This window comes from Roseovarius autotrophicus (assembly GCF_018069895.1).
Lineage (GTDB): Bacteria > Pseudomonadota > Alphaproteobacteria > Rhodobacterales > Rhodobacteraceae > Roseovarius > Roseovarius autotrophicus.
Genome location: NZ_JAGQDH010000005.1, coordinates 89,377 through 105,538, shown reverse-complemented (window position 1 = coordinate 105,538; position 16,162 = coordinate 89,377). Strand labels below are relative to the sequence as shown.

Genomic DNA, 16,162 nt, shown 5'->3' with positions numbered 1-16,162 from the left:
GCGGCTGTCCCTGCCTCAATGCCTAGTCCAGCCAGAAGGATCATTCCTGTCGGGTCTGATCGTCTGGTAGTCGCCTTCGATGATATCGGGGCCGCGCCGGGGCTGGTGCATGTCATGAAGGACGATGCGCTTGCGGATCTGCATGAAGATATGCGCCCGCACGGGCGGCAACAGGAGAGCAAAACCAACAGCATCGGTGAAAAAGCCCGGCGTCAGAAGCAGCGCCCCGGCAAACAGGATCATCGCGCCGTGAACCAGCGGCCCGGAGGGGTCGCCCGAACCGGAAAGCGCGGCCCGCAGCTTGCCAAGTTCGCTAAGGCCCTGGTGTCTGAGCAACATGGTTCCTGCCAGCGCTGTCAGGATCACGGTACCGAGCGTCGGCCAGAGCCCGATCAAACCGCCCACCTGGATGAACAGCGCGATCTCGATCAGCGGGACGGCGATGAACGCCAGCAAGAGCCACATGGGCGGTCTCCTTCGATTTGCGTGGCTTGTGGTGGACTTGGCCACCGGCCTCCCCTACATAGGGTCAAGTGACAGAGCCTGCCATGCCCGCACGACACGAGGTTTTCATGAATTCGCCGATCCTGCAATTACTGGTGCTCGCCGGCATCGCCATTTTTCTCATCGTCCGGCTCAAGAGTGTTCTGGGCTCGCGCGACGGCTTCGAGGGTCCGCCGGCCACGCGCCCGGTTGACAAGACAGTAGAGCGGCGTAGTTTCGAGGTCATCGAGGGCGGGCCGGATCTCGATATCGTCGATCATGTGCCCGAGGATTCCGAGGCCGCCGAGGCCCTTGCCGAGATGAAGCGGATCGAGCCGGATTTCAGCGTGACGGATTTCCTTCAGGGCGCCCGCGGGGCCTATGAGATGATCCTGATGTCATTCGAGCGCGGCACCCTTGACGAGGTGACGCCGTTCCTGTCCCCCGAGGTTTACGAGGCCTTCGCACAGGTGGTCGATGCACGCGAGCAGCAGGGTCTCAAGGTCGATGCCGAATTCATCGGTGTGCGTGATCTGGCGCTGTCCGATGCGCGGTTCGACCCGGCAAGCCGCCGTGCCGAGATCGACGTGCGCTGTGTGGCCGAACTGGTGTCGGTCGTGCGCGATGCGAACGGCGAGATTGTCGAAGGCGAACCGGGACGCAGCAAGCGGCAGAAGGATCTGTGGACTTACGAGCGCGTCATGGGCTCGGGCGATCCGAACTGGCGGCTTGTTGCCACGGGCGAATGACGGGCGCGCTGCGCGCGCCTTCCATGCTCGCCGCGCTATGCTCGGCCACGATCGCGGCTGCCGAGATCCGGCACGAGATGCTGGATTTCTCCGATCTCGCAGATTGGCAAGAGGACGACCACCCACGGGCGCTTTCGGTCTTTGTCGAGACATGCCCCGACATGACCGGCCCCGACTGGCGGGCACTCTGTGCGCTGGCGCAGACCGGCCCCGAGGCACGGACCTTCTTTGAGCTTTTCTTTCGGCCCGTGATGATCACCGACGGCAACCCGGCCTTGTTCACCGGCTATTTCGAGCCGGAATTACGTGGTGCGCTTCAGCCAGACGGGCGCTTTCGCTACCCAGTCTACCGCATGCCGCCCGAGGCAAGAGAGACCAGCCCCTGGCTTTCAAGGCGCGAGATCCTGACCGGAGATGTGATGACGGGCCGGGATCTCGAGATTGCCTGGGTTGATGATCCGGTAGAGTTGTTCTTTCTTCAAATTCAGGGCTCTGGTCGTATCCGTCTGCCGGACGACCGCGTGATACGCGTGGGATATGCCGGGGCCAACGGACATGGCTATCGCTCGATCGGCGTTGAACTGGTCCGACGCGGGATATACGAGCCCCATCAGGCATCGGCCGAGGTGATCAAGAACTGGGTGCGCCGAAACCCCGAGGCGGGGCAAGAGCTGCTGTATCATAATCCTTCCTACGTCTTCTTTCGCCGCATCGACGAGGTGCCGCCGGATCGCGGCCCGCTGGGTGCGATGAACCGATCGGTGACGGCAGGGCGCACTGTCGCAGTGGATCCGGCCTATGTGCCGCTTGGCGCGCCGGTCTGGATCGAAAAGGAGGGGCATAAGCCGATCCGCCGGTTGATGGTGGCGCAGGATACCGGTTCGGCGATCAAGGGGCCGCAACGGGCGGACATCTATTTTGGCACAGGTGCCGACGCGGGGCGTGCGGCGGGGCGATTGCGCGATCCGGGGCGCTTGGTGGTGCTCATGCCGATCCAGCGCGCCTATGCCATGCTGACGGATATGGACCAGTGACCCGCAAGCGCCATCTGCGCCCCGAGGAAGAGGCGCTTTGGCAGGAGGTCGTGCGCCGCACTGTGCCGATCAAGCCGCAAAGTCAGGCGATGTTGCTTCTCTCCAAGCCGGAGCTGCGCCGAGATCCGTCCCCGCAACCGGTCGAGCCGTTCCGCATCGGGCAGAGGGCGCAGCCCGGCGGGCCAGGCCATGATGTCCTGCCCGGTCTCACCGAAAGGATTGCCAGCGCGCCAGTGGCGATGGATCGCAAGGCCTTTCAGCGACTGCGGCGGGGAAAACTGACGCCCGAGGCCAGGATCGACCTGCATGGCATGACCCTCGATCAGGCGCATGGCGCGCTGAGCGGCTTTATCTTGCGCGCCCATGGCCAGGGCAAGCGGCTGGTTCTGGTCGTTACTGGCAAGGGCAAGGACCGCGATGACGGCGGCCCGATTCCGGTGCGCCATGGTGTGTTGCGCCACAACGTGCCACATTGGCTGCGTGTGCCGCCACTCGGGCCGCTGGTGCTTCAGATTGCAGAGGCCCATATCAGCCATGGCGGCGGCGGGGCTTATTACGTCTATCTAAAGCGGCAGCGATAGCTCGGGCCGTGCGCGCACCACGCCGATGCTCATCATCAGGCTCGAAAAGGCGAAATAGGCGGCGATGATGACGAACTGTGTTTCGATCCCGACTCCGAGGTCAATCGCCAACCCGGTAATCCCCGGCCCGAGCGCCGTGCCGAAGACCATGATCGCTGCGGCCATCGCCTTGATCTTGCCCATATTCGCGCTGCCATAGAATTCGGCCCAGAAGGCATTGGGAACCACGCTGTTCGCCCCCGTGGTGAGCGCCAGCATGACGAAACCGGCAAGCAGCAGCCCCGGCCCGTCGGAGACGGCGAAAAGCAGGAAGGCCGCGATCATCGGAAGCTGGATAAAGGGCAGCACCCGTGAAGTTCCGAGCCGGTCGATCAGCAGTCCGGCGACGATCATCGCGATAATTCCGACCACCGTGTAAACGGGAAACATGGCCACAAGCTCGATATGGGAGACGTCCTTGATCTCGGCTACATACACCTGATGAAAGAAAAACGCGGTGTTGAACGCCGACGGCCCCAGAAGCGCCGGGATCATGAACCAGAATAGGAAATGCCGCAGCGCCTGACCCCGCGTCCAGTGCCGCCCGCGCATCCCGAGCGATTGGCTCGTCTGCGCCCAGCTTTGCGGCGTGCGCTCGCGGCGCAAGAGCAGGAGGAGCAGCGGAATGCCGACAAAAGCTGCGATCGCCGCCACAACCCAAAGCGTACGCCAGTCATACGTGATCAGAAGTGCAACGAATATCAGCGGCAACAGCGATTCACCGATGGCATTGCCGAGGGTCGCCACAGAAAGCGCCTTGCCGCGGGTTGCGACGAACCAGCGGGCCATGGCGATGACGGCGAGGTGGCTCATCATCCCCTGACCGGTAAAGCGCAGCGCGAAGACGATCACCGGCAACAGCCACCACACCGGGTTGAGCGCCATGGCGAGACAGGCCAGCACCATGCAGAGCAGGACGATGGGGGCCAGAACGCGCACGCGGAAAAGATCGGTCAGCCCCCCGGCCCACACCATCAGAAGTGCCGAGGCGGTGGTGCCCAGCGTATAGATTCCGCCCCATTCTCCGTGGCTTAACCCAAAACCCGCCCTGATTTCCCCGGCAAAGATTGAAATAAAATAGGTTTGCCCGAAACTCGACAGAAAGGTAAGCAAGACGCCGACCGTCAGCCAGCGCGCGTTGTCACGGAGAAAGGCGAGAATCACCATGGCCCTTGGTCGCGTGAAACGCGGTGAAAGGAAAGCCCTGGCCTTAGCCCAGGTTGCGACGGGGTTATGAATAGTTCCGGAAAGGTGAAAAGCCTTTTGATTTCATCGTTCTGAAAATACTCAAATCGACGTCACAGCACATAGCGCGACAAATCCGCCGAGCGCATCAGCTCTCCCAGGTTCGTCTCGACAAAGGCGGCATCCACCGTCACTGCCTCGCCCGAGCGGTCTGGGGCAGTGAAGCTGAGCTCTTCGAACACCCGTTCCATCACCGTGTAAAGCCGCCGCGCGCCGATGTTTTCGACCGATTGGTTGACCTCTGCCGCGATGTGGGCGAGCGCGGCGATGCCGTCTTCGGTGAAGCTCACCGTGACTTCCTCGGTGCCCAGAAGGGCGGTGTATTGCAGGGTGAGGGCGTTGTCGGTCTCGGTCAGGATGCGGACGAAATCGGCCTCGGTCAGCGCGCGCAGCTCCACCCGGATCGGCAGGCGGCCTTGCAGTTCGGGCAGCAGGTCCGAGGGCTTGGCGATGTGGAAGGCCCCCGACGCGATGAACAGGATATGGTCGGTCTTGACCGCGCCGTGTTTGGTGCTGACGGTGGTGCCCTCGATCAGCGGCAGGAGGTCGCGCTGCACGCCTTCGCGGCTGACGTCGCCGCCGCGCGTCTCGGCACGGGCGCAGACCTTGTCGATCTCGTCGAGAAAGACGATGCCGTTCTGTTCGACCGCATCGACCGCAGCGCGGGTTACGGCCTCATCGTCGAGCAGTTTGTCGGCCTCCTCGCTGATGAGCAGGTCATAGCTTTCCGCGACGGTGAGGCGTTTTGTCGTGCGGCGCTGGCCGAACGCCTTGCCGAAGATGTCTCCAAGGTTCATCATTCCCATCTGGCCGCCGGGCTGGCCGGGAATATCCATCATGCCCAATGGGTTGGAGGTATCGGCAAGGGAAACCTCGATCACGGTATTGTCGAGCTCACCGGCGCGCAGCTTTTTGCGGAACATCTCTCGCGTGCCTTCGCGGGCGTCCTCTCCGGCGATGGCGGCGATGACGCGATCCTCGGCGGCCTTGTGGGCGCGGGCCTTGACGTCCTCGCGCATATGCTCGCGGGTCTGGGCGATGGCGGTATCGACCAGATCGCGGATGATCTGTTCGACGTCGCGGCCGACATAGCCCACTTCGGTGAACTTGGTCGCCTCGACCTTGATGAAGGGGGCGCGGGCGAGTTTCGCCAGACGGCGGCTGATCTCGGTCTTGCCGACGCCGGTGGGGCCGATCATCAGGATGTTCTTGGGGTAGACCTCGTCGCGCAGGTCATCGGGTAATTGCTTGCGCCGCCAGCGATTGCGCAGGGCGACGGCGACGGCGCGCTTGGCGTCGTTTTGCCCGATGATGTAGCGGTCAAGCTCCGAGACGATCTCGCGCGGGGTCAGGTCGGTCATTTCGAGATCGTCTCCACAGTCAGGTTGCCGTTGGTGTAGACGCAGATATCCGCCGCGATGGCCATGGCCTTGCGGGCGATCTGTTCGGCGGTGAGGGCCGGATTCTCCGCAAGGCCGCGCGCGGCGGCAAGGGCGAAATTGCCGCCCGAGCCGATGGCGGCCACGTCATGCTCCGGCTCCAGCACATCGCCTGCGCCGGTGATGACGAAAAGCTGTGCGCCATCGGTGACGATCAGCATCGCCTCAAGCTTTTGCAGGTACTTGTCGGTGCGCCAGTCCTTGGCCAGATCGACGCAGGCGCGTTGCAACTGACCCGGCGTTGCCTCCAGCTTGGCCTCGAGCCGTTCCAGCAGGGTGAAGGCATCCGCCGTCGATCCGGCAAAGCCCGCCACAACCGCGTGACCGCCGGGCGAGAGGCGGCGCACCTTGCGGGCGGTGCCCTTGATCACGGTCTGGCCAAGGCTCACCTGCCCGTCACCGGCGATTACAACGTCGCCGCCGCGTCTTACGCCGATGATCGTTGTGCCGTGCCAGCCGGGAAAATCGCTCATGGGGGCCTCCGTTTTGCCTTGGCCTATATGGAAGGGGTGCGCGCGGGGCGCAAGGGCGGGGTCAGTTCAGCAGGTCGCGGGCGATGCGGTGAAAGATCCCCGCGCCAAGAGGCAAGAGCGCGTCGGGGAAATCGTAATCGGGGTTGTGCAGCGCGGCGTGGTTCCCCCCTGCGCCAAGAAACAGCATGGCGGCACGGGCGCGGTGGCCGAAGCGGCCAAAATCCTCGGATGCGCGCATGGGCAGGCCGCGTTTGTCATGGGCAAGGTCAAGCGTATCGAGCGCGCGGGCGATGATCCGGGTCGCCTCCGGGTGGTTCTCGCAATGGGCGAAGATGTCGTGCCAGGCGATGTCATGGCCGAGGCCCTGCGCGGCGGCGGTGTCGCGGATGATCGCCTCGGCGCTCGTGCAGAGCGTCGCCATGCGGTCATCGGTGAGCGTGCGCAGCGTGACGTAAAGCCGCGCCTCGCCCGGCGCGATGCCAAAGGCGGGCGCGCCCATCTGCGCATGGGTCACGGTGGCCAAGGTGAAATCCGGGGTTGCGGGCGTGCCATGGCTGAGCGCGGTAAGCGCGGGCATGAGATGGGCTATCGCGGCCATCGGAGAGGTGCCGTTCTCCGGCTCTGAGGCATGGGCGGATTTGCCGGTGAGCGTGACCGCCATGCCGCGCGAGGCGCAGTTCACCGGGCCGGGGGCAAGGCCCACATGACCCAGCGGCAGGCCGGGCATGTTGTGCAGGGAAAAGGCGTAATCGGGTGAAACAGTCTCGAATTGTGGATCGGAGAGCACCGCAGCCGCACCTGCGCCGGTTTCCTCGGCGGGTTGAAAGAGAAGAACGGCGCGGCCCCGCGCGGGGCGCCGGCGCGAGAGCATCCGGCCAAGGCCCAGGAGGATCGCCATATGCCCGTCATGACCGCACAGATGCCCCTTGCCGGGATTGCGCGAGCGATGGGGGAGCGTGTTGCGCTCTTCAATCGGAAGCGCGTCAAGCTCGCAGCGGAACAGCACGGTGGGTCCGGGGGTGGGACCGGCAAAGACGGCGGCCACCCCATGCCCGCCCAACCCGGTGAGGAGCGTATCGGGCGCGAGGCCTGTGAGCGCCGCCTTGATGCGCTGCGCGGTCCCTGCCTCTTCCCCCGACAGTTCGGGCGTTTCGTGGAGCGCGTGGCGGAACGCGGTGAGATCGGCGATGTCGGTTTCGGTCAGGGTCATGGGGCGATCATGCCGATTGGCGGGCAAAAGAAAAGGGGCCGCGCGATGCGGCCCCCGGCAAGCGGCAAGCGATGGTTCAGATGCTGTCTTCGATCCAGCTTTGCAGCGCGGCCTTGGGGGCGGCGCCAGCGCGATTGGAGACGACCTCGCCATTCTTGAAGATGAATAGCGCGGGGATGCCGCGCACGCCCATGGCGACGGCGGAATTGGGGTTGGAATCAACATCGACCTTGACGACCTTGATCTTGCCCTGAAACTCGTTGGACAGTTCCTCAAGCGCGGGGCCGATCTGTTTGCAGGGCCCACACCATTCGGCCCAGAAATCCACCACGACGGGGATATCGGAATTCTTCACCTCGGCGTCGAAGGTGGCATCGGTTACGGCGACGGTGGCCATTGGCTCTCTCCTATGATCGGGCGTTCGGGGGGAACCTATGGAGCGCAGGCGTCAGCGTCAAGGACCGGCGGCGCGGGCGAGCGCCTCTGTCACGAGAGCGTGTGGCAGGGGCATGAGCGTGGCGGTGCGGGTCCACAGCAGCGCGGTCTCGATCCGGCGGTCGGGGTAGATGAGGGCAAGCGCATGGGCATAGGCCCCCATCTGCCGCAACAGCGCCTCGGGCGTGTCATGGGCGTGTTCAGGCACCTCGGCATTGGTCTTGAAATCGACGGCAAGGATACGGTCGGGGGCAATGATGAGCCGGTCGATGACGCCATGCAGCCGTTTCTCGCCCAAAGGCGCGGTGATCGGCACTTCGGCCAGCGCGTCGGCGGTGAACAGCGCCGCGAGGCTGGGATTGTCGAGCACTTTTTGTGCCTCGGCCAGCAGCAGGGCCGTTTCCTCGGGTCCGGCAGCCTCGGGGCCGGAGGCAAAGAGCTGTGCGGCTTTTTCGGGCCAGTCCGGGCGGGGCAGATCGGGGAGCAGCTCCAGCAAACGGTGAATCTGTCGCCCGCGTCGTTTGGCGGCGGCCTCGTCAAGGCCACGCTCTCCGGGGAGTGTCTTGGCCCCACCGAGATCTGAGGGGGTGAGGGGTTTGGGCGTGTCGAGCAAGGGCGCGTGGGTCTGAAACATCGCGGCAAGGGGCGGTGAAGCTGGCGTGCCTGCCTGTCCTGTAGCAGACACTGTTTCGGCCCATTCTCCGGTTTCCACCCGCAATCCGATGCCGGTTGGAAACGTCTGCTCCCTGGCGCCCACGCTCTCTATCCCGCAGCGCACGCGGTCGTGCCATGCAAGCCCGTCCTTGCCGAGATCACCGGCGGCGGCGACGATCAGCCAGGTTTCGGCCCGTGTCATGGCGACGTAAAGCAGCCGGTCGCGCTCGGCCAGTTGCGCAGCGCGGCCTGCGGCGACGGCGGAGGCGATGAGCGGCGGCATGATGTCGGCCTTGCCGCGCCAGAGCGGCACGCCGTCATGCGCGACAATCTCGGGCGCATCGGGCAGCCTCCAGGCCCCGGTTTCGGGCAGGATCACCACCGGGGCCTCCAAGCCCTTGGCCCCGTGCACCGTCATCACGCGGATACGGTCTCCGGCGCTGTCCATCTGGCGCTTGATCTCCAGATCGTCGGTCTCCATCCAGACCAGAAACCCGGTGAGGCTGTCGATGGCGCGCTGTTCATAGACAAGCGCCTGCGTCAGCAGCGCGTCGATGCCATCCTCGGCCTCGACCCCGAGCCGGGCGAGCAGGCGGCGGCGGCCATCGTGTCGGGTCAGCAGACGCTCGATCAGCTCGTAGGGGCGCAGAAAATCGACGTGATCCTGCATGTCCTTGAGAATGGCAAGCGTTTCGGCATGATCCTGCCGTTCGCGGAGCACTTCCCAGAGCGTGCGGGGGCCGCGGCCCTGCGCGAGGCCAAAAAGATCGCCCTCGGACCAGCCAAAGAGCGGCGAGCGCAGCGCGGTGGCCAGCGAAAGATCGTCCTCGGGCGTGGCGAGGAAAGACAGCAGCGCCGCGATGTCGCGCACCGCGAGTTCACCGCCGACCTTGAGGCGGTCCGCCCCGGCGATGGGCAGGCCAGCGGCCTTGCAGGCGCGGATGATCTCGTGAAAGAGCGCGGAGCGGCGGCGCACGAGGATAAGCACATCACCCGCCGTTATCGCGCGGAACGTGCCGGGGGCATCGCGCACGGGTAGGGCTGTGCGCGCGTCGATGAGGGCGCGGATATGTGTCGCGATCCGGTCTGCGAGGATAACGGCGGGATGGCTCTCGCGCCGGATATCGACCGGCAGGTGCCAGGGGGGCGGATCCTCGGTCTCGGGTTTCCCGATCACGGGCCAGAGATCAACCCGGCCGGGGAGGGTGTCGAAAAAGGCAATATGGCTCTGATCCGGCGCAAAACCGCTTTCCTCGGCGCCTTCAAAGGTGGCATCGACGGTGGCGAGGATCGCGGGCGCGGAGCGGAAGGAATGGGCGAGCAGGCGCGATTGCAGCGGTGTTCCGGTTTCCGCAAGGCGCGCGGCGAATTCGCGCTGCATCCGGTCGAACTCGCGCGGATCGGCCCCCTGAAAGGAATAGATCGACTGTTTGCGGTCGCCTACGACAAAGATCGTGCGCCGGATGTTGCTGCGCGCCCCCACACCCGAGGTGAACTCCTGCGCCAGGCGTTCGATCACCTGCCATTGCACGGGGCTGGTGTCCTGCGCCTCATCGACAAGAATATGGTCGATGCCGCCATCGAGCCGGTAGAGCACCCAGGCAGCGACGGCTGGATTGGTGAGAAGATCGCGGGCGCGCAGGATCAGATCGTCAAAATCAAGCAGTCCGCGCCGCTGTTTTAAGCTGGAATAGGCTCTGATAAAGGCCGCGCCGAAAGCGTGAAGCGCGGTGCTGCGCTCGACGGCGAGAAGGGCGAGACGGGTGTCGCGCGCGGCCTCGACACGGGCCATCCACTGCTCGATCTGGGGCATGATCGCGGCAAGACCCTGTTGGGTTGCCTTCGTCGGAAAAGAGCCTGTCTTGGCGGAAAACGGCGATTTCGCGCTTTTGCCGGTGAGGAATATATCCTCAAGCACAGGCAAGGCGGAAAAGTCGCGCGCGGCACCGCGCGCAAGTTTGTCCGCCGCTTTCACATCGTTGGCGGAGCCTGCACGCAAGGTTGGCAAAAGCCGATCGAGCAGCGCGCGCTCGTTGCCGAGAAATACCTGCGCGACGACACTCTCACGGCTCAGATCCGCCGGCTGGTCGAAGAGCGCGCAGAGTGCGGCGCGGTCCAGGGTCTGCGCAAATCCGCCCTGATGGCGGAGGATTTCGAGGGTGAACTTATCCAGCGTTTCACCGGAATAGTGCCTTGCCACATCGTAGAACAGCCCTGCCTCCGGCCCGGCGGCGATTTGCTCGACGATTTCGGCGCGCAGCAGGCGGGCGGTCTGGTCGTCCATCTCGGTGAATTGCGGCGTGACGCCCGCCTCTAGCGGAAAGCGGCGCAGCAGGCTGGCGCAGAACGAGTGGATGGTCTGGATGCGCAGCCCGCCCGGCGTCTCGATCGCCTGGGCAAAGAGGCAGCGCGCACGGCGGAGCGCGGCCTCGTCGATTGTGCCCTCATGGCCGAGTGCGCGCAGCGCGTCGGTCAAGGCGGTGTCGGGCTTCATCGCCCAGGTGCCGAGCCGCGCGAAAAGCCGGTTCTGCATCTCGCTGGCGGCGGCCTTGGTATAGGTCAGGCAGAGGATGTGTTGCGGGTTCACGCCATCGAGCAGCAGCCGCGCCACCCGATCGGTCAGAACGCGCGTCTTGCCCGATCCGGCATTGGCGGCAAGCCAGGTGGAACAATCCGGATGCGCGGCGGCGAGCTGGGCAAGGGTAGCGGCGTCGGTCATGGGCCGACTCTTTCGGGCGCGGGCGGATCCGTGATATCCCATTCCCCAAAGCGGGCAAGCTGATCGTAATTGCCGCGATCGGTGTCGTTGCGCGGGGCGCGGCGGGCGACATAGCCTTTGTCAGGTGCGGCATAGGCGGCGATCAGTTCCGCCAATTCGGCGACGATCTGTGCGATCGGCGTCTCATCAAGCGGCGCGTCGATCACGCCCGGCGTGCCGCCCATGCCGATATAGGCGGCGCGCAGCACGGGCAGGGGCCCGAGATCGTCGAAATCGCCGCGTTCGGCCATGGCGGCCTCGAGCAGGAGCTGCTTGTCGAAATGCACCTGTTCCTTGTTCGAGGGTGGCGTGCCGGTCTTGTAATCGTAGATCAGCGCGCGCCCGTGCGGGTCGATGTCGATGCGGTCGGCCTTGGCGGTGAGGGTGAAGGGCGGTGTTTGCAGGACGAGCGCGCCGCGCCGTTCGATGGCAGCGGGCCGGGCCACAAGACGGCGCGCCATCTCGCCCTGGACGAACCAGTCCGCCACCCGCTCGATCCGGGCAAGCCAGAGCGCACGGGCCTCGGCCCAGGGGACGGTCTGGCTCAGAACAGTCTCTGTTGTGGCCAAAAGTGTCTCTGTGGTCAGCCGTTCGGGATCGTCGCGCGTTTCGGTGATGACGCGCTCCATGATCGTGTGCAGCACCGTGCCGCGCATCAGCGCATCTGGCAGCTTCATTAGCGGATCAAGCGGGCGAAGCCCGAGGATATGGCGCGCATAGATTGCGTAAGGGTCGCGGATCAGCGTCTTGATCTCGGTGACCGAGAGCCGGTCGGGGCGCAGCGCCACGGGTGGGCAGGGCGCGGGGCGCAGGACGCGGGGCGTTTCTCCCGGTTCTTCCAGTTGCGCGGCGCGGGCGAGCCACGCCTGCCCCCGCGCGCGCATGGCGGCAAGAGTTTGGGGGCCGTGCTGTCCAGGCAGCCCTTCAAGCAGGTTCTGAACCCGATTGAGCCATCGCGACACCACCGTTTGCGCATCCGCCGAGCGCACGGAGCGGGTCAACCAGATCTCGCGTGCGGCCACGGCCTGCTGGAAGTCATGCGCTTGAAGGCCGATGCGCCGCTCGGGGAGCAGAAGCCCCGCCTGCGCGCGCAGGGCGCGGTTGAGCCAGGGATCGGGCGCGGCGCTCTGCGGCCAGGTGCCCTCGTTGAGGCCGCCGAGAATGAGCAGATCGCAACCCTGAACACGGGCCTCCAGCGTGCCCCAGATACGGATCTGCGGGTGCGGTTCGTTTGGGTCGCGCACCTCTCGGTTCCTGAGGAGGGAATGGAACAGGTGCGCGTAATCCATGGCTGAGATCGGGCCGCCATGGGCGGCCTCGGCGACGAGTTCGTCCATCGCCGCCTGTGCCTCCTCGCCCGCCTCGCGTTCCCACAGGGTGCCGCTGCCCTCGCCCCGGCAGCCGCGCGCGATATGGTTGGCAAGCCGGAGATGTTCGGTCACGCGCTCGGCCAACGGGCGGTCGCCCGGTCTGTCGCGTCCGGTGAAACAGGAGCAGAGCCACCGCACCCAGTCGGCAGCGAGCGGCTCGGTCCGGGTTTCGCCCCAGGCGCGCAGACTCTTGGCGTCGGGGTAGGGTGGGCCGTGACGGCGCAGGTGCAATTCAAGCCGCGCGGTCAGGTGGTGATGCGCGCCGCGCCCGTCTCCCTGATGGGTGAGCGGATGCTTGAGTAGGGTAAGAAGCGCTTCGGCGCTGAGCCGGTTGGCGAAGATCTCGGCCACATGGCGCAACAGGCGACCGGGAGGCGAGAGGTGCAACGGTTGGCCCGCGCTGTCATCGGGGCGGATGCGCCAGCGGTCGAGCGCGGCGGCAACCTGACGGCCAAGCGTACGATCGGGCGTGATGAGGGTCGCAATCGCGCCGTCCTCGGCGGCTTGCCGGAGGCGCATGGCGATGGCGAGCGCCTCTTGCCGCGTGCTTTGCGCCTCGATCAGGGTGACCGTCTCCATCGCGGTGGGAATGTCGGCGAGCGTGGGCCCGTCGCGCAGCCATTGATCGGTGACGGGCGCGGGGCGGAGCGCGAGCGACATGAGCCGGTTGCGCGCGGGATTGGGCGGCGGCGCATCGGTCCAGGGGCGGATTGCGGTGGGGGCGATGCCCGCGCCCTCGGCGAAACGGGCGAAGCGGAATTGCGGGTGGTCTTCAGAGATGAGCGGATCGGCGAGCGCCGCCCAGACGGCGGCGGGCGCGTCGAAATCGAAACCGGGCAGGACCACGGCCCCCTGCGGCAGCTTTGCCACCGCCTGCATCAGAAGCTGTGTCGCCCCGCGCGAGCCTGTCGAGCCCGCGACGATCACCGGATGCGGCGGCGGTGCCTCCTGCCAGCGAACGATGAGCCGTTCAATCACCATGCGTTGCCGGGTCTCTGGGTCGGGCGCTGTGGCGGCCTCGTCGAAATAGGGTCTGACAATGCCCAGAAACGCCTTGATCCGCGCCCAATGGCCGGATTGATCGGTGATGTCGAGCGCGTCGATGGCCTCGGGCGCAACACCTTCGCCATGCATTTCGTCCATCAGTGCGGCCAGGCTGTCGGCGAGGTCGAAGGCGGCGCTGCGGGGGGCAAGGTCGGGCTGGTGGTCGATCAGTGCGGTGATCAGTTGCACCAGTTCGAGCCGCCGCCGCAGGCGCGGGGCGGGCGGCGGCAGATGGGCCAGATCCCAGCTCTCGCCGAGATCGGTGACAAGGCCGATGCGCGGCAACAGGCAAGGTGGCCCTGCGTCGAAGATCTCGTGCAGGCGGCGGGCCATGCGGCGGGTGTTGACGATGATCTGCACACGGGCGAGCGCCTCGGGCGGGGCCTTTCCAAGCCGCGCGCGCAGCCCGTCAACGAAGGCGCTCGGGAAATCCACGCCGGGGGCGAGGGCAAAGACATGGGGTTGTGAATCAGTCTCGAACATGGCCCAATTCCAGCAGAGACTTGGCCAGCGGGATTCCCTCGGGGCGGCCCACATCGCACCACTGGCCGGGATAGGTGGTGCCGAAAAGGCGGCCCTTTGCGGCGATGCTGTCCCAGACGCGGTTGAGCGAAAAGCTGGTCTCGGGGATGGCGTGAAGATGGCCGGGCGCGATGATCTGCACGCCGGAATAGACGACGCCGGGCCCGCGGGAGAGCCGCCCGTCAGGCGCGTGCGTGAAGTCGCCCGCGCCCGTGTGGCCAATGGCGTTTTCGGGCGGGATGCAGAGGAGCAGCGCGTCCATGCGGCTGGCATCCCAAAAGCCTGTCATGTGGCTGAGCGGGTTTGGCCCACGCCAGACGGCGTCGGAATTCATGGTAAAGACCGGGCCGGGGCCAAGCAGCGGCAGTGCCGCACGCAGACCGCCGCCGGTTTCGAGAATCTCGGGCGTCTCAAGGGAAAAGAGCAGGTCGCGCCCCTTGAGATGGGAACGGATCTGCTCGGGCAAGTAGTGGAGGTTCACCACGGTGCGGGGGGGCGCATAACCGTCCACGACATCGAGCGCATGATCGATCAGCGCGCGCCCCGCCACCCTGATCAGGGGCTTGGGCCGGTTCTGCGTCAGCTTTCCCATGCGGGTGCCGAATCCGGCGGCGAAGACCATCACCGGAAACGTCATGCGGCGCACCGGGATTTGAGGTGGGCGAGAATCGCGGGCGTTGGTGCCGGGAGCTCTGTCTGTATCAGGTCTGCCAGATCGGAGAGCGCAGGGTGGCACAGGTCGTGGAGGAGGTGATGCCAGACGCGGGGGATAAGATCGATGTAATGCGGCTTGCCGTCGCGCAGACAGAGCCGGGCAAAGACCCCGAGAATCCGCAGGTTTCGTTGCGCGCCGAGGCAATGGTAGGCGGTGATGAAGTCTTGCGCGTTGGTCCCTGTCGCGTCGATGTAGCGCGCGACCATGGTTTCGGCGAGGGTGGGTGTCACGTCGCGGCGGGCGTCTTGCAGCACCGAGACAAGATCATAAGCCGGATGACCGCGCATCGCATCCTGGAAATCGAGCAACCCGACGCGGGCGATGCCGTCGCGTTCGGGCAGCCAGAGCAGGTTCTCGGCGTGGTAATCGCGCTGGATCAGAACGCTGTCAGTGTCGGGGAGCGCAGCCAGAACAGTCTCTGTTTCGGCGTGAAAGCGGTTTCTTGCGGGGCTGTCTCTGCCGGTCGCGCCGGGGCGATACCAGTCGAAGGCAAGGCTCGCCAGATCGGCCATGAGCGCGGGCGTGTAGCACGCCAGTCCTTTGGGCGGCGCGTGGCGGTGCAACTCTGCCAGAAGGTCGGCGGCGGCCTCGTAAAGGGGCACTTCCATCTCTGGGTGGGCTTCCACGACGCGGGCAAAAAGGGCGTCGCCCAGATCTTCGAGAAGCAGGAGGCCAGCGCGGGTATCCTCGGCAAGGATCGCGGGCGACGAAAGGCCCAGAGCCGAGAGGTGGCGCGCGATGCGCAGAAAGGGGCGCACGTCTTCGCCGCGTTCGGCGGGGGCGTCCATCAGGACCGCGCGGATGCCATCGGGCCGGGTGAGGCGCAGGTAGCGGCGGTTCGAGGCGTCGCCCGCGAGCGGGCGCGCCCCCGCATCGGCCCACCCGACAGCGGAAAGGAAAGCGGCGATGTCGGTGCTGCGGTCAGGCATGGGCGATCTCTTGCAACAAGGCGGTCCAGCGCGGATCGCTCCAGCGCAGGGTGAGGCGGCGCGCCTCAAGCGCGTCGCCGGGAGCGAAATCGAGCAAGAGGGCGGTTTCGGGGGCCAGTTCGCCCAGACGATCGGGCCATTCGACAAGGCAGATGGCGGTTTCGAATGCCTCGGTCAGGCCAAGCTCGACCAACTCCACCGGATCGGTGAGGCGGTAGAGATCGGCGTGCCAGATCTCGGCCGTGGTGCCGGGATAGGTCTGCACCAGCGTGTAGGTCGGCGAGGGCACATCCTCGGGGGTGGTCAGGAGACTCTGGATCAGGCAGCGCGCGAAATGGGTCTTGCCTGCGCCGACACCCCCCGAAAGCAACAGCACGTCGCCGGGCCGGAGGCGGCCTCCGAGGTGCCGGGCCAGCGCACATGTTTTGGTGGGGCTGGCAAGGGCAAGGGTGCGGCTCAGGGTGGACATGGCGCGACACTAC

At 65.8% G+C, this 16,162-nt stretch carries 14 protein-coding genes; 3 read left to right on the top strand and 11 right to left on the bottom strand.

Annotated features, from left to right (window positions below; translation table 11 throughout):
• Positions 1 to 15: 15 nt before the first annotated feature.
• A complete protein-coding gene (locus KAK09_RS07995) occupies positions 16 to 465 on the bottom strand; it encodes an FxsA family protein (RefSeq protein WP_210878409.1) in 450 nt (149 codons plus the stop codon).
• Positions 466 to 572: 107 nt separating this feature from the next.
• Here KAK09_RS07995 and KAK09_RS07990 point away from each other — a divergent pair, with 107 nt between their 5' ends.
• The 3 genes from KAK09_RS07990 to KAK09_RS07980 are packed head-to-tail and all read left to right on the top strand — an operon-like array spanning position 573 to position 2,847.
• Complete coding sequence (locus KAK09_RS07990; protein ID WP_210878521.1) at positions 573 to 1,232, top strand: Tim44/TimA family putative adaptor protein; 660 nt, start codon at positions 573 to 575, stop codon at positions 1,230 to 1,232.
• The gene (gene mltA / locus KAK09_RS07985) at positions 1,229 to 2,266 is read left to right on the top strand and encodes a murein transglycosylase A (protein ID WP_210878408.1); all 1,038 of its coding nucleotides are present in this window, start codon (positions 1,229 to 1,231) and stop codon (positions 2,264 to 2,266) included. Before KAK09_RS07990 ends, mltA begins: the two co-directional genes overlap by 4 nt.
• Positions 2,263 to 2,847, top strand: a complete 585-nt coding sequence (locus KAK09_RS07980; RefSeq protein ID WP_210878407.1) for a Smr/MutS family protein — start codon at positions 2,263 to 2,265, stop codon at positions 2,845 to 2,847. The genes mltA and KAK09_RS07980 overlap by 4 nt, the downstream gene beginning before the upstream one ends.
• Here KAK09_RS07980 and KAK09_RS07975 read toward each other — a convergent pair.
• The 10 genes from KAK09_RS07975 to tsaE all read right to left on the bottom strand — a co-directional run bounded on the left by KAK09_RS07975 (position 2,830) and on the right by tsaE (position 16,149).
• Positions 2,830 to 4,053 (bottom strand): MFS transporter, encoded by a 1,224-nt coding sequence (locus KAK09_RS07975; RefSeq protein ID WP_210878406.1) that lies wholly within the window; start codon positions 4,051 to 4,053, stop codon positions 2,830 to 2,832. The two genes, KAK09_RS07980 and KAK09_RS07975, sit on opposite strands and share 18 nt — an antisense overlap.
• Before the next feature lie 131 nt (positions 4,054 to 4,184).
• Positions 4,185 to 5,492 carry an ATP-dependent protease ATPase subunit HslU gene (hslU, locus tag KAK09_RS07970; protein WP_210878405.1) on the bottom strand — a complete coding sequence of 436 codons (1,308 nt, stop codon included), beginning with the start codon at positions 5,490 to 5,492 and terminating at the stop codon, positions 4,185 to 4,187.
• Positions 5,489 to 6,043, bottom strand: a complete 555-nt coding sequence (gene hslV / locus KAK09_RS07965) for an ATP-dependent protease subunit HslV (protein ID WP_210878404.1) — start codon at positions 6,041 to 6,043, stop codon at positions 5,489 to 5,491. Before hslV ends, hslU begins: the two co-directional genes overlap by 4 nt.
• 61 nt (positions 6,044 to 6,104) lie before the next feature.
• On the bottom strand, positions 6,105 to 7,253 hold the full coding sequence (locus tag KAK09_RS07960) for an amidohydrolase (protein ID WP_210878403.1): 1,149 nt from the start codon (positions 7,251 to 7,253) through the stop codon (positions 6,105 to 6,107).
• Between the two features lie 76 nt (positions 7,254 to 7,329).
• On the bottom strand, positions 7,330 to 7,650 hold the full coding sequence (gene trxA, locus KAK09_RS07955) for a thioredoxin (protein WP_210878402.1): 321 nt from the start codon (positions 7,648 to 7,650) through the stop codon (positions 7,330 to 7,332).
• 57 nt (positions 7,651 to 7,707) lie between these two features.
• On the bottom strand, positions 7,708 to 11,061 hold the full coding sequence (gene addA / locus KAK09_RS07950) for a double-strand break repair helicase AddA (protein ID WP_210878401.1): 3,354 nt from the start codon (positions 11,059 to 11,061) through the stop codon (positions 7,708 to 7,710).
• Positions 11,058 to 13,997 (bottom strand): double-strand break repair protein AddB, encoded by a 2,940-nt coding sequence (gene addB, locus KAK09_RS07945; RefSeq protein ID WP_210878400.1) that lies wholly within the window; start codon positions 13,995 to 13,997, stop codon positions 11,058 to 11,060. Before addB ends, addA begins: the two co-directional genes overlap by 4 nt.
• Complete coding sequence (locus KAK09_RS07940; RefSeq protein WP_210878399.1) at positions 13,984 to 14,673, bottom strand: nucleotidyltransferase family protein; 690 nt, start codon at positions 14,671 to 14,673, stop codon at positions 13,984 to 13,986. Before KAK09_RS07940 ends, addB begins: the two co-directional genes overlap by 14 nt.
• Positions 14,670 to 15,680: an aminoglycoside phosphotransferase family protein gene (locus tag KAK09_RS07935; protein WP_210878398.1), complete on the bottom strand. Its 1,011-nt coding sequence runs from the start codon at positions 15,678 to 15,680 to the stop codon at positions 14,670 to 14,672. Before KAK09_RS07935 ends, KAK09_RS07940 begins: the two co-directional genes overlap by 4 nt.
• The gene (gene tsaE / locus KAK09_RS07930) at positions 15,673 to 16,149 is read right to left on the bottom strand and encodes a tRNA (adenosine(37)-N6)-threonylcarbamoyltransferase complex ATPase subunit type 1 TsaE (protein ID WP_210878397.1); all 477 of its coding nucleotides are present in this window, start codon (positions 16,147 to 16,149) and stop codon (positions 15,673 to 15,675) included. Before tsaE ends, KAK09_RS07935 begins: the two co-directional genes overlap by 8 nt.
• Positions 16,150 to 16,162: the final 13 nt, after the last annotated feature.